The 12,036-nt window shown below is 71.6% G+C and carries 12 protein-coding genes; 3 read left to right on the top strand and 9 right to left on the bottom strand.

What is annotated here, in order from left to right:
- Positions 1-261: 261 nt before the first annotated feature.
- Positions 262-1,557 (top strand): serine--tRNA ligase, encoded by a 1,296-nt coding sequence (serS, locus tag ACFV18_RS28250; RefSeq protein ID WP_380487942.1) that lies wholly within the window; start codon positions 262-264, stop codon positions 1,555-1,557.
- Between the two features lie 136 nt (positions 1,558-1,693).
- Here serS and ACFV18_RS28245 read toward each other — a convergent pair whose 3' ends face one another.
- From ACFV18_RS28245 to ACFV18_RS28205, 9 genes are all read right to left on the bottom strand, one after another.
- Positions 1,694-2,764, bottom strand: a complete 1,071-nt coding sequence (locus tag ACFV18_RS28245; RefSeq protein ID WP_380487940.1) for a sensor histidine kinase — start codon at positions 2,762-2,764, stop codon at positions 1,694-1,696.
- 89 nt (positions 2,765-2,853) lie between these two features.
- On the bottom strand, positions 2,854-3,513 hold the full coding sequence (locus ACFV18_RS28240; RefSeq protein WP_380487939.1) for a response regulator: 660 nt from the start codon (positions 3,511-3,513) through the stop codon (positions 2,854-2,856).
- Positions 3,514-3,548: 35 nt separating this feature from the next.
- Entirely contained in the window at positions 3,549-4,223 is a 675-nt protein-coding gene (locus ACFV18_RS28235; RefSeq protein WP_380487937.1) for a response regulator, read from the bottom strand.
- A complete protein-coding gene (locus ACFV18_RS28230) occupies positions 4,220-6,763 on the bottom strand; it encodes an ATP-binding protein (protein WP_380487935.1) in 2,544 nt (847 codons plus the stop codon). The genes ACFV18_RS28235 and ACFV18_RS28230 overlap by 4 nt, the downstream gene beginning before the upstream one ends.
- A 101-nt stretch (positions 6,764-6,864) precedes the next feature.
- On the bottom strand, positions 6,865-7,482 hold the full coding sequence (gene kdpC / locus ACFV18_RS28225; RefSeq protein ID WP_380487933.1) for a K(+)-transporting ATPase subunit C: 618 nt from the start codon (positions 7,480-7,482) through the stop codon (positions 6,865-6,867).
- 19 nt (positions 7,483-7,501) lie between these two features.
- Positions 7,502-9,589, bottom strand: a complete 2,088-nt coding sequence (kdpB, locus tag ACFV18_RS28220) for a potassium-transporting ATPase subunit KdpB (RefSeq protein ID WP_380487932.1) — start codon at positions 9,587-9,589, stop codon at positions 7,502-7,504.
- Positions 9,589-11,250, bottom strand: coding sequence for a potassium-transporting ATPase subunit KdpA (kdpA, locus tag ACFV18_RS28215; protein WP_380487931.1), 1,662 nt, complete (start codon positions 11,248-11,250; stop codon positions 9,589-9,591). Before kdpA ends, kdpB begins: the two co-directional genes overlap by 1 nt.
- Before the next feature lies 1 nt (position 11,251).
- Positions 11,252-11,341 carry a K(+)-transporting ATPase subunit F gene (gene kdpF / locus ACFV18_RS28210; RefSeq protein WP_380487929.1) on the bottom strand — a complete coding sequence of 30 codons (90 nt, stop codon included), beginning with the start codon at positions 11,339-11,341 and terminating at the stop codon, positions 11,252-11,254.
- On the bottom strand, positions 11,338-11,490 hold the full coding sequence (locus ACFV18_RS28205) for a hypothetical protein (protein ID WP_380487927.1): 153 nt from the start codon (positions 11,488-11,490) through the stop codon (positions 11,338-11,340). The genes kdpF and ACFV18_RS28205 overlap by 4 nt, the downstream gene beginning before the upstream one ends.
- Before the next feature lie 127 nt (positions 11,491-11,617).
- Here ACFV18_RS28205 and ACFV18_RS28200 point away from each other — a divergent pair, with 127 nt between their 5' ends.
- Together ACFV18_RS28200 and ACFV18_RS28195 are read left to right on the top strand one after the other, a co-directional pair.
- Positions 11,618-11,770, top strand: a complete 153-nt coding sequence (locus ACFV18_RS28200) for a hypothetical protein (RefSeq protein WP_380487925.1) — start codon at positions 11,618-11,620, stop codon at positions 11,768-11,770.
- Positions 11,767-12,027: a hypothetical protein gene (locus ACFV18_RS28195; protein WP_380487924.1), complete on the top strand. Its 261-nt coding sequence runs from the start codon at positions 11,767-11,769 to the stop codon at positions 12,025-12,027. Before ACFV18_RS28200 ends, ACFV18_RS28195 begins: the two co-directional genes overlap by 4 nt.
- Positions 12,028-12,036 lie beyond the last annotated feature (9 nt).

The following is a 12,036-nucleotide window of genomic DNA, read 5'->3' as shown; positions in this document are numbered from 1 at the left end:
TCTCCGCGTAGAGCAACTCGCAAGCGTGACCACACCTGACCGAATCCGACCGAACCCGACCACCCCCACCGCTCCGGACCGCTCCCGGACCGCCCCCAAGCCACCCCCGGACCGCTCCCGAGCCACCCCCGGACCGCTCCCGGACCGCCCCCAGACCACCCCCCACCACTCCCCCGACCGCCCCCCAAAGCCCGTGCACCCCGATCCGCCCCCCTGCTACCGTCGGGGCACTCACCTGGCTGTCCCGAGGAGCAGACTCCGATGCATGATGCCCGCGCCCTGATCGACCTGGGGGACGAAGCCGTCCGGCGGCTCGCACGTCGCGGCTACCGGCTCGACCTGTCCGCGCTGGAGAGCCTGCAGTCCCGGCGGAACGCGGGGATCCAGACCGGTGACGAGCTGCGGGCCAGGTCGAAGCAGGTCGCGCAGGAGGTGCAGCGGACGGCGAAGCAGGGCGGGGACGTCTCGGAGCTGAAGGAGAGCGCCCGCTCGCTGAAGGAGCAGATCCAGCAGAACGAGGCCGAACTGGAGTCGGTTCAGCAGGAGTTGACCGAGCTGCTGCTGACGATCCCGAACCTGCCCGCCGACGAGGCGCCGGACGGCTTCTCGGACGAGGACGCCCACGAGGTGCGCCGGGTCGGCGAGCCGCAGGCCTTCGACTTCGTGCCCAAGGACCACGTCGATCTGGGCGAGGCCATGGGCATCATGGACTTCGGCCGGGCCACCAAGCTGTCGGGTTCGCGGTTCAGCGTGCTGCGCGGTACCGGTGCGGCGCTGGAGCGCGCGATCGTCGCGCTGCTGCTGGACCTGCACACCCGCCGGCACGACTACGTCGAACACGCGGTGCCGTACCTGGTGAACCGGCGCACCATGACGGGCACCGGGCAGCTGCCGAAGTTCGAGGAGGACCTGTTCAGGACGGGTGTCGCGGACCGGGACCTGTTCCTGATCCCGACCGCCGAGGTGCCGCTCACCAACCTGTACGCGGACGAGATCGTCGCGCCGGCCGAGCTGCCGCTGGCGCTCACCGCGCACACGCCGTGCTTCCGTTCGGAGGCCGGTTCGTACGGGCGGGACACCCGCGGGCTGATCCGGCTGCACCAGTTCTCGAAGGTGGAGATGGTGCGGATCTGCGCCGCCGAGCAGGCGCGGGAGCAGATGCTGCTGATGGTGTCGCACGCCGAGGCGTGTCTGCAGGAGCTGGAACTCGTCTACCGGGTGGTCACCCTGGCGGCCGGCGACACCGGGTTCTCCTCGCAGCTGACGTACGACCTGGAGGTGTGGCTGCCCAGCCAGGACACCTACCGGGAGATCTCCTCGGTGTCGGACTTCGGCACCTTCCAGGGCCGCCGGGCCGGCATCCGCACCCGGGACGAGAACGGCAAGCCGACCCCGGCCGCGACCGTGAACGGTTCGGGTCTGCCGCTGGGCCGCACCATCGCGGCGGTGCTGGAGCAGCACCAGCAGGCCGACGGTTCGGTGCTGCTGCCGAAGGCGCTGCACAAGTACCTCGGCTTCGCCCGGATCGCCGCCGACGGCACCCCGGTCGAGGAGTAGACCCCCTGGGGAAGAACAGGCGAATTAACGGCACGTGGCCGCCCCCGGCACCAGGGGCGGCCACGCGCCGTCAGCGCGTTTACGCAAGGTCAGCGCGTTCACGCAACGTCAGTACGTCCACGCGCCGTCACCACGTTCAGCCCCCGGTGGGCAGTGTCGCCGCCACCTGCCAGCCGGTGCCGTGCGGGCCGGCCGTCAGCTCGCCGCCGAGGTCGGCGATCCGGGCGCGCAGCGCGGCCAGGCCGGTGCCGCCGCCGGGGCGGGCGCGGGGGTGGGCGGGCCCGGTGTCGGTGACGGTGACGGTGAGGCCGGTGCCGGGGTGGTGGGCGAGGGCGACGGTGATCCGGTCGGCGGCGGGTGCGTGGCGGCGGATGTTGGTGAGGGCTTCCAGCGCGACCCGGTAGGCGGCGTCCTCGACGGCGGGCGGCAGCGGGGGCAGCTCGGCCGGGCGCTGCAACGTGGGCCGGTCGGGGAAGTGGTCGAGCAGGGCGGGCAGTTCGGTGAGGGTGTGGCGGCGCGGGCCGGCGGCCTCGGGGGCGCGCAGGGTGTCGAGGGTGTGGTCCATGGAGGCGAGGGCGCGCTGTCCGGCGGCTTCCAGGCGGGTCAGCAGCCGGGCGTTCTCGTCCGCGTCGTAGCCGCTGACCTGGGCGGCCTGCACTTCGAGCAGGATGCCGGTGAGCTCGTGGGCGACGTAGTCGTGCAGGTCGCGGGCGACGGTGAGGCGCTGCTGGTGGCGGGCGTCGCGGACGGCGCGGGCCCGGCGGTCGTCCTGGCCGCGCAGGTAGAGGGCGGCGCCCAGGCCGGCGGCGACGGGGACGGCGGCGAGCAGCAGGCCGGCCACCGAGGCGTCCGCCGGGCGCGGCTGGCGCAGGGTGAAGCGCAGCGGCAGCACCAGGGCGGCTGTGGCGGTGAGCGTGCCGACCGCCCAGGCCCGACGGTCCGTCAGCCGTCGTACGGAGCGCACCACCAGGACCAGCAGGGCGGCGAATTCGACGGGCATCCAGAGCAGTGTCAGCCCGTGGTCGCCCAGGTAGCCGACATCGACGGCGAGCGAGAGCAGGGCGGCGGCGACGGGTGCCAGGACGGGCGGCGGGCGGAGCGTGGTGAGGGCGAGCACCAGGGCGGCGGCGGTGGCGGGGAGCCAGGCCGTCCACGGGGCGGCCGCCGCGGGCAGAAGCAGCAGGACGGCCGCGACGGCGGTGAGCACTCGGCGGGCGGTCAGAACCCGGCGGGCGGTCGTACGGACCGTCGTGCGGACGAAAGTGCCGGCGGCCGTACGGACTGGAGTGCGCGCGGTCATGCGGGCAGGTCGGTGAGGTAGCCGAGTTCGAAGGCGCGCATGGCGATGCCGACCCGGTTGCGGACGCCGAGTTTGCGCTGGATGTGCGCGACGTGGGTTTTCACGGTGCCGGGCGAGATGAACAGGGCGGCGGCGATGTCGGCGTTGGTGCGGCCGGCGGCGACTTCGCGGGTGATCTCCTGTTCGCGGGTGGTGAGCGGTTCGGTGAGCGGCGTGCTCTCGGCGCGGCGGCCGGTGACGTGCTGGAGCAGGCGGACGGTGACGGACGGGCTGATCAGGCTGTCGCCGGCCATGGCGGCGCGGACGGCTTCGATCAGCAGGGCCGGTCCGGAGCGTTTGAGCAGGAATCCGGAGGCGCCGCCGCGCAGCGCCGGGTACACGTACTCGTCGAGGTCGAAGGTGGTCACCACGACCACTTTGACCTGCGGGTCGGCGGTGGGCCCGCAGAGTTGCCGGACGACTTCGAGGCCGTCCATCCGGGGCATCCGGACGTCGACGAGGGCGACGTCGGGGCGCAGGGCGCGGGCGGCTTCGACGGTGGCGATGCCGTCGGCGGCCTCGCCGACCACCTGGAGGTCGGGCTGGGTCTCCAGGATGCGGCGCAGTCCCCGTCGCACCATCTCCTGGTCGTCGGCGAGCAGTACCCGGATGGTCACCCGGCGGATTCTGTCACAGCGTTGTTGACGGTCCGTCAGGGGAGGTAGCGGTAGCCGAGGCCGGGTTCGGTGACCAGGTGACGGGGGCGGTGCGGGTCGCGTTCGAGTTTGCGGCGCAGGGCCGCGAAGTGGACTCGCAGGTAGTTGCTGTGTTCTTCGTGGCCCGGTCCCCAGACGGCGGTGAGGAGTTGTTGGCGGCCGACGAGCCGGCCGGGGGCGGCGAGCAGGACGGAGAGCAGTTTCCATTCGATGGGGGTGAGCCGGACGGGGCCGTCGGGTCCGGTGGCGCGGGCGGCGGCGGGGTCGATGTCGTGGTCGCCGATCCGGGCGAGTGGCGGGGCGGTGGCGGGTGCGGGGCGGCGCAGGACGGCGCGGAGGCGGGCGAAGAGTTCGTCCATGACGAAGGGTTTGGTGAGGTAGTCGTCGGCGCCGCCGTCGAGGGCGTGGATGCGGTCGGCGGGGTCGGTGCGGCCGGACAGCACGATGACGGGTGCGGCGCTGTGGCGGCGCAGTGCGCGCAGGACGTCCATGCCGTCCTGGTCGGGCAGGCCGAGGTCGAGCAGGACGGCGTCGGGCGGGGTCTGTTCGGCGAGTTGGAGGGCCTGTCGGGCGGTGCCGGCGGTGAGGGCGGCGTACTGGCGGGCGAGCAGGTTGAGGCGCAGGGTGCGCAGCAGGCGGGGTTCGTCGTCGACGGCCAGGACGCGGGTCATGGGGTTTCCTCGTGGGGTGCTTCGGTGGCGGCGGGCAGGGTGAGCAGCATGGTGGTGCCGCCGCCGGGGGTGTCCTCGACGTCGAGGCTGCCGCCCATGGCTTCGGCGAGGCCGCGGGAGAGGGCGAGGCCGAGGCCGAGGCCGGTGGTGTTGTCGGTGTCGCCGAGGCGTTGGAACGGCAGGAAGACGCGGTCTCGGTCCTCGGGCGGGATGCCGGGTCCGCGGTCGACGATGCGGATTTCGACGCGGTCGGCGTGGGTGGAGGCGGTGACCAGGACGGGTGCGCCGGGGGCGTTGTGCCGGAGCGCGTTGGTGACGACGTTGGCGAGGACGCGTTCCAGCAGGGGCGGGTCGGCGAGGACGGGCGGGGCGGTGTCGAGGTCGAGGGGTTGGACGGGTGCGTCGGGGTCGGGCAGTGAGTCGAGGGCGCGCGGCAGGATCTCGTCGAGGTGGGTGGTTTGCAGGTGCAGGGTGAGGGCGCCGGCCTGGAGGCGGCTGAGGTCGAGCAGGTTGTCGACGAGTCGGGTGAGTTCGACGAGGGATTCGTCGGCGAGGGCGAGCAGTTCGTTCCGGTCGTCGGCGGAGAATTCGACGTCGGGGCTGCGCAGGGAGCCGACGGAGGCGAGGGCGGTGGCGAGCGGGGTGCGCAGGTCGTGGCTGACGGCGGCGAGCAGGGCGGTGCGCATCCGGTCGGCGGCGCGGATGGGTTCGACCTCGGCGGCGACGGTGGCGAGGCGGTCGCGTTCGAGGGCGGCGGCGAGGTGGGCGGCGAACGCGGCGAGTACCCGGTGGTCGGTGTCGGGCAGGCGGCGTCCGGTGAGGACGAGCAACGCGTCGGCGCCGACGGGCAGTTCGGTGGTTTCGGGGTGCTGGTCGGCGGCGGCGGGGGTGTCGGTGCGGGCGAGGACGTCGCCGGTGGCGGGGTCGAGCAGGGCGGCGGTGTCGAGGCCGAAGGAGGTGCGGGTGCGTTCCAGCAGGGCGGGGACGGCGTCGGCGCCGCGCAGGACGGAGCCGGCGAGGGTGGAGAGGGTTTCGGCTTCGGCGGTGGCGCGGGCGGCGCGGGCGGTCTGCCGGGTGGCGTGGTCGACGACGGTGGACACGCACAGGGCGACGGCGGCGAACACGGCGAGGGCGATGAAGTTGTTGGCCTCGCCGACGGTGAAGGTGTGGACGGGCGGGATGAAGTAGTAGTTCAGCAGCAGTGAGGCGACCACCGAGGCGAGCAGGGCGGAGGTCGCGCCGCCGAGCAAGGCGACGGCGACGACGCCGAGTTGGAAGATCAGCGCGTCGGTGGTGAGGTTCAGCGTGTGGTGGGACTGGGAGAGGATGGCGGTCAGCACCCAGGGGACGGCGAGTCCGGCGGCGTATCCGGCGAGGGTGCGGCGGCGGGAGTGCCGGCGGCCGAGCGAGGGGAGGCGGCCGCGGCCGGTGAACGCGTGGGTGACCATGTGGACGTCGATGTCCTCGGACCGGTCGACGGTGGTTTCGCCGATGCCGGGTCCGGTGAGGAAGCGGTTGGTGCGGCCGCGCCGGCTGGTGCCGAGGACGAGTTGGGTGGCGTCGCGGGCGCGGGCGAAGGTCAGCAGTGTCTCGGGGATGTCGTCGCCGACGACCACGTGGTAGCTGCCGCCGAGGGATTCGACCAGGCTGCGCTGTTCGGCGAGCCGGCCGGGCGAGGCGCCGGCCAGGCCGTCGCTGCGGGTGACGTGCACGGCGAGGAGTTCGCCGCCGGCGGTGCGGTCGCAGATCCGGGCGGCGCGGCGGATCAGGGTGGGGCCTTCGGGTCCGCCGGTGAGGGCGACGACGACGCGTTCGCGGGTCTCCCACACCCGGTCGATGTTGTGCACGGCCCGGTAGTCGCGCAGTCCTTCGTCGACCCGGCCGGCCAGCCAGAGCAGGGCGAGTTCGCGCAGTGCGGTGAGGTTGCCGACCCGGAAGTAGTTGGCGAGTGCGGCGTCGACTTTTTCGGCCTGGTAGACGTTGCCGTGGGCGAGGCGCCGGCGCAGGGCCTGCGGGGCCATGTCGACCAGTTCGATCTGGTCGGCGCGGCGCACCACGTCGTCGGGGACGGTTTCGCGCTGCGGCACGCCGGTGATCTTCTGCACCACGTCGTTGAGTGATTCGAGGTGCTGGATGTTGACGGTGGTGATGACGTCGATGCCGGCGGCGAGCAGTTCTTCGACGTCCTGCCAGCGTTTGGCGTGCCGCCCGCCGGGGACGTTGGTGTGGGCGAGTTCGTCGACCAGGGCGAGTTCGGGGCGGCGGGCCAGCAGTGCGTCCAGGTCGAGTTCGGCGAACTCGGTGTCGCGGTAGCGCCGTACGGTGCGCGGGAGTTGTTCGAGGCCGTCGAGGAGTCGGGCGGTGCGGGGCCGGTTGTGGGTCTCCAGGAAGCCGACGACCACGTCGGTGCCGCGTTCCTGGCGGCGGTGCGCCTCGTCGAGCATCCGGTAGGTCTTGCCGACGCCGGGGGCCGCGCCGAGGTAGACCCGTAGCCGGCCCCGCCGGTGGGCGGGCATCTGGGCTCCGAGGTCAACTGGCATGGCGGCTCGTCTCACGGTCGGGTCGGTAGGGGCGGGGACGCGGCCGGCCGACCCGGGCGTGGGAGCGCCCGGGTCGGCCTGCTTCGGTAAGGGACGCATCGTCACTTCAGGTCGGCGACCGCACGGTTGAGCAGTACCACATTGACGCCGCCCTGGCCGAAGATGCCGAGCGAGCGGCCGTCGGTGTACGTGCCGATCAGCTGGTCGAGTTGTTCGGGGCTGACGCCGCGGGCCTTGGCGACGCGCTGGACCTGTTCCTTGGCGTACGCGACGGAGATCAGCGGGTCGAGTCCGGAGCCGGAGGCGGTCAGCGCGTCCGGGGGGACGCTCGCCGGATCGACGCCGTCGAACGCGGCGACGGCGGCGCGGCGTTCCTCGACGGCCTTCAGCAGTTCTTCGCTGTTCGGGCCGAGGTTGGAGGCGCCGGAGGGCTTCGGGTCGTAGCTGCCGGCGGACGGGCGCGGCTGGAACCACTTGGGGTCGGGCTGCGCCTGCTCGTCCGGGTCGTCGGGGTTCTGCTTGGGCAGGTCGAAGCTCTGGCCGAGCAGGCTGGAGCCGATCTCCTTGCCGTCGCTCTTGACGATGGAGCCGTTGGCCTTGGCGGGGAACGCGAGTTGGCTGATGCCGGTGATCAGCAGCGGGTAGGCGATGCCGAGGATCACGGTCATCACCAGCAGCATCCGCAGCGCGGTGAGGTGGGTGCGCAGGAAGACGGGCATGTCTCGTTCTCCTCTCTGGTCAGTTGAGGCCGGGGACGAACTGGACGATCAGGTCGATCAGTTTGATGCCGACGAACGGCACCACCAGTCCGCCTATGCCGTAGATCCCGATGTTCCGGGAGAGCAGCGAACTCGCGTCGGACGGGCGGTACTTGACGCCACGCAGGGCGAGCGGGATGAGGCCGATGATGACCAGGGCGTTGAAGATGATCGCCGAGGTGATCGCGGAGGTCGGGCTGTGCAGGCCCATGATGTTCAGGTGGCTGAGGCCGGGGTACACGCCGGCGAACATCGCCGGGATGATCGCGAAGTACTTGGCCACGTCGTTGGCGATCGAGAAGGTCGTCAACGCGCCGCGGGTGATCAGCAGTTGCTTGCCGATCTCGACGATCTCGATCAGCTTGGTCGGGTTGGAGTCCAGGTCCACCATGTTGCCGGCCTCCTTGGCGGCCATGGTGCCGGTGTTCATCGCCACGCCGACGTCGGCCTGGGCGAGCGCCGGGGCGTCGTTGGTGCCGTCGCCGGTCATCGCGACCAGCTTGCCGCCCTCCTGCTCCTTGCGGATCAGGGCCATCTTGTCCTCGGGGGTGGCCTCGGCGAGGAAGTCGTCGACGCCCGCCTCCTCGGCGATCGCCCGGGCGGTCAGCGGGTTGTCACCGGTGATCATCACGGTCTTGATGCCCATCCGGCGCAGCTCCGCGAAGCGCTCGCGCATGCCCTCCTTGACCACGTCCTTGAGGTGGATCACGCCGAGCACCCGGGGCGGCCGTCCGCCCTCGCGGTCGGCGACCACCAGCGGGGTGCCACCGGCGGCGGAGATGCCGTCGACCAGCTGCGCCACCTCGGAGCCGACCGAACCGCCGTTGCCCGTCACCCAGTTGGAGACCGAGGCGGCCGCGCCCTTGCGGACCTCACGGCCGTCCACGTTGACGCCCGACATCCGGGTCTGCGCGGTGAACGGCACCCATTCGGCATGCGCCAACTCGCCCTGGGCGCGGGCCCGCAGGCCGTAGGCGGTCTTGGCGAGCACCACGATGGAGCGGCCCTCGGGAGTCTCGTCGGCCAGCGAGGACAGCTGGGCGGCGTCCGCGAGTTCCTCGACGGTGACGCCCTCCGCGGGCTGGAACTCGGCGGCCTGCCGGTTGCCGAGCGTGATGGTGCCGGTCTTGTCGAGCAGCAGGGTGTTGACGTCGCCGGCGGCCTCCACGGCCCGGCCCGACATGGCCAGCACGTTGCGCTGGACCAGCCGGTCCATGCCGGCGATGCCGATCGCGGAGAGCAGCGCGCCGATGGTGGTCGGGATCAGCGCCACGATCAGCGCGACCAGCACCACGGTGGGCTGCGGGGCGCCCGCGTACGTCGCCATCGGCTGCAGGGTGACCACGGCGATCAGGAACACGATGGTCAGCGAGGCCAGCAGGATGTTCAGCGCGATCTCGTTCGGCGTCTTCTGCCGGGCCGCGCCCTCCACCAGGGCGATCATCCGGTCGATGAAGGTCTTGCCCGGCTCGGAGCTGATCTTCACCACGATCCGGTCGGACAGCACCTTGGTGCCGCCGGTGACGGCCGAGCGGTCGCCGCCGGACTCGCGGATCACCGGCGCGGACTCGCCGGTGATCGCCGACTCGTCGACGCTGGCGATGCCCTCGACCACGTCGCCGTCGCCGGGGATGATCTGCCCGGCCTCGACCACCACGTGGTCGCCGAGCCGCAGCGCGGTGCCCGGCACCTCCTCCTCGGCCTTCTCGGACGGCCAGTTGACGAGCCGTCGGGCCACCGTGTCGGACTTGGTGCGGCGCAGCGTGTCGGCCTGTGCCTTGCCGCGGCCCTCGGCGACCGCCTCGGCCAGGTTGGCGAACACCGTGGTCAGCCAGAGCCAGGCGGTGATCGCCCAGGCGAACACCGACGGGTCGGCGATCGCGGCGACGGTGGTGACCACCGAGCCGACCTCGACCACGAACATCACCGGGTTCTTCACCATCACCCGGGGGTCGAGCTTCTTCACCGCGTCGGGCAGCGAGGCGAGCAGCAGCTTCGGATCGAGCAGGCCCGCGGAGACTCTGTGCGGCGCCTGTTCGGGGGCCGCCGGTTCAAGGGTGGTGGACATCAGTGGAGACCTTCTGCGATCGGCCCGAGGGCCAGGGCCGGGAAGTAGGTGAGGCCGACGACGATCAGCACCACACCGGAGAGCAGTCCGACGAACAGCGGCTTGTGGGTGGGCAGGGTGCCCGCGCTCGCCGGGACGGGCTGCTGGCGGGCCAGCGAGCCGGCCAGCGCCAGCACGAACACCATCGGCAGGAACCGTCCGCACACCATCGCCAGGCCCAGCGCCGTGTCGTACCAGGTGGTGTTCACGGTGATGCCGGCGAACGCCGAGCCGTTGTTGTTCGCGGCGGAGGTGAACGCGTACAGCACCTCGGAGAAGCCGTGCGCCCCGGAGTTGAGCATCCCGGCGCGCTCCCCGGGCAGGGCGATCGCGATGCCGGCGCCGATCAGCACGATCGCCGGGGTGGTGAGGATGTACAGCGAGGCGAACTTCATCTCCCGGCCGCCGAGCTTCTTGCCCAGGTACTCGGGGGTGCGGCCGACCATCAGACCGGCCACGAAGACCGCGACGATCGCCAGGATCAGCATGCCGTACAGGCCGGAGCCGGTACCGCCGGGCGCGATCTCACCGAGCATCATGTTGAAGATCGTCAGACCGCCGCCGAGCGGCGAGTACGAGTCGTGGAAGGAGTCCACCGCACCGGTCGAGGTGAGCGTGGTGGACGCCGCGAACAGGCTGGAGCCGGCGATGCCGAACCGCTGTTCCTTGCCCTCCATCGCCGCGCCGGCCGCCTGCAGGGCGCTGCCGGCGTGCTGGTGCTCGAAGAAGGTGATCAGCGACGCCGAGGCCACCCAGAACATGGCCATCACGGCGACGATCGCGTAGCCCTGCCGGTTGTCGCCGACCATCCGGCCGAAGGTGCGCGGCAGCGAGAACGCGATCACCAGCAGCAGGAACACCTCGACCAGGTTGGTGAAGCCGGTCGGGTTCTCGAACGGGTGCGCCGAGTTGGCGTTGTAGAAGCCGCCGCCGTTGGTGCCGAGCAGCTTGATGACCTCCTGCGAGGCCACCGGCCCGCCGGGGACGGCCTGCTGACCGCCCGTCAGGGTGGTCACCTCGTGGAAGCCGTGGAAGTTCTGCACCACGCCGTTCGCGGCCAGCACCAGCGCGAACAGGATCGCGATCGGCAGCAGCAGGCGCAGCGAGATCCGGGTCAGGTCCACCCAGAAGTTGCCGACCCGGTCGGTGCGGTTGCGGGTGAAGCCGCGGATCAGCGCCGCCACCACGGCGATACCGACGGCCGCGGAGACGAAGTTCTGCACCGCCAGGCCCATCATCTGCACCAGGTGGCCCATCGCGGACTCGCCGCTGTACGACTGCCAGTTGGTGTTGGTGGTGAAGGAGATCGCGGTGTTCCACGCCTGGTGCGCCTCCATCTCGGGCACGCCCAGGCTCAGCAGCAGATGCGTCTGAAGGCGGATCAGCCCGTACAGGAACAGCACCGAGAGCATCGAGAACGCCAGCACCGACCGCAGGTACACCGGCCAGCGCTGGTCGGCGTCGCCATCGACGCCGACCAGTCGGTACAGGGCCTTCTCGGCTCTGAGGTGTCTCGCGGACGTCAGCAGCCGCGCGATGTAGTCGCCCAGCGGCCGGTAGCAAAGGGCCAGCGCACCGACCAGGGCGAGCGCCTGGAGCCAGCCGGCAAGAGTGGCACTCATGTCAGAACTTCTCCGGGTGGATCAACGCGAGAACGAGGTAACCGACCAGCGCGGCGGCGACGATGAGACCGACGAGGTTCTCCACGGTCACAGCTTCTCCACCCCCCGCGCGATCAGGGCGATGACGGCGAACACGGCGACCGTGACACCGACATAGATCAGATCCGACATGGCATCCACCAAGGTGGCTCGGGACAACGGCCTGCGTATTTCGCCGGCACCCTGAGCCAACCAGCGCATCCATCCGCCATTACGGTTCCTGACGCCCCCCATACGGGTGGTTCCCCGGCCTTGACGCCTCCTTGACGCCCCGCCTCCCGGCCCCTGGGCGCGGGTCCGGCCCGGTGGCCTCACAACATGGGCCGCGGTGCTGGAGATCGAACGTTTCCCGGCGACCGCCCGGACGTACCACCGGTCGAACTACCTCGCCAATCACGCGGCGAGCATCGAGGAGTGCCGTCGGCACGCCATCGCGGTCGCCGAGTTGTACCGGGCCGCGTTCGCGGCGGTGAACGGGTGAGCTGGGGCTGGGAGTATCTGCCCGACGCGGAACACATCGCCGGCGGATTTCCCGCAGGCTTCCTCGCCGCCGTTGAGCTCCGTGCCGCCGAACCGGTCCGGGCCGCCGAGGCCCGGTACCTCGACGGCACGTCGTACGAAGGCCCCGGCGAGCCGATGCGCCACCTCGACGTCGCGGGCGGGCTGCTCACCTACTACGTCGTGCCACGACTGGAACTCGTCGCGATCTGCCAGCTCACCGCGCCACCGGCGGCGTGAGCCCGGGTC

Source organism: Kitasatospora sp. NPDC059673, assembly GCF_042734215.1.
GTDB lineage: Bacteria > Actinomycetota > Actinomycetes > Streptomycetales > Streptomycetaceae > Kitasatospora.
This window is presented reverse-complemented; position numbering and strand designations above follow the sequence as displayed.

Bases quoted from the DNA above. Each gene is read 5' to 3' on its own strand.
- serS (WP_380487942.1), top strand. From the start codon at position 262: ATGCATGATGCCCGCGCCCTGATCGACCTGGGGGACGAAGCCGTCCGG.
- ACFV18_RS28235 (WP_380487937.1), bottom strand. From the start codon at position 4,223: ATGACCCGCGTCCTGGCCGTCGACGACGAACCCCGCCTGCTGCGCACC.
- ACFV18_RS28230 (WP_380487935.1), bottom strand. From the start codon at position 6,763: ATGCCAGTTGACCTCGGAGCCCAGATGCCCGCCCACCGGCGGGGCCGG.
- kdpC (WP_380487933.1), bottom strand. From the start codon at position 7,482: ATGCCCGTCTTCCTGCGCACCCACCTCACCGCGCTGCGGATGCTGCTG.
- kdpB (WP_380487932.1), bottom strand. From the start codon at position 9,589: ATGTCCACCACCCTTGAACCGGCGGCCCCCGAACAGGCGCCGCACAGA.
- kdpA (WP_380487931.1), bottom strand. From the start codon at position 11,250: ATGAGTGCCACTCTTGCCGGCTGGCTCCAGGCGCTCGCCCTGGTCGGT.
- ACFV18_RS28205 (WP_380487927.1), bottom strand. From the start codon at position 11,490: ATGCGCTGGTTGGCTCAGGGTGCCGGCGAAATACGCAGGCCGTTGTCC.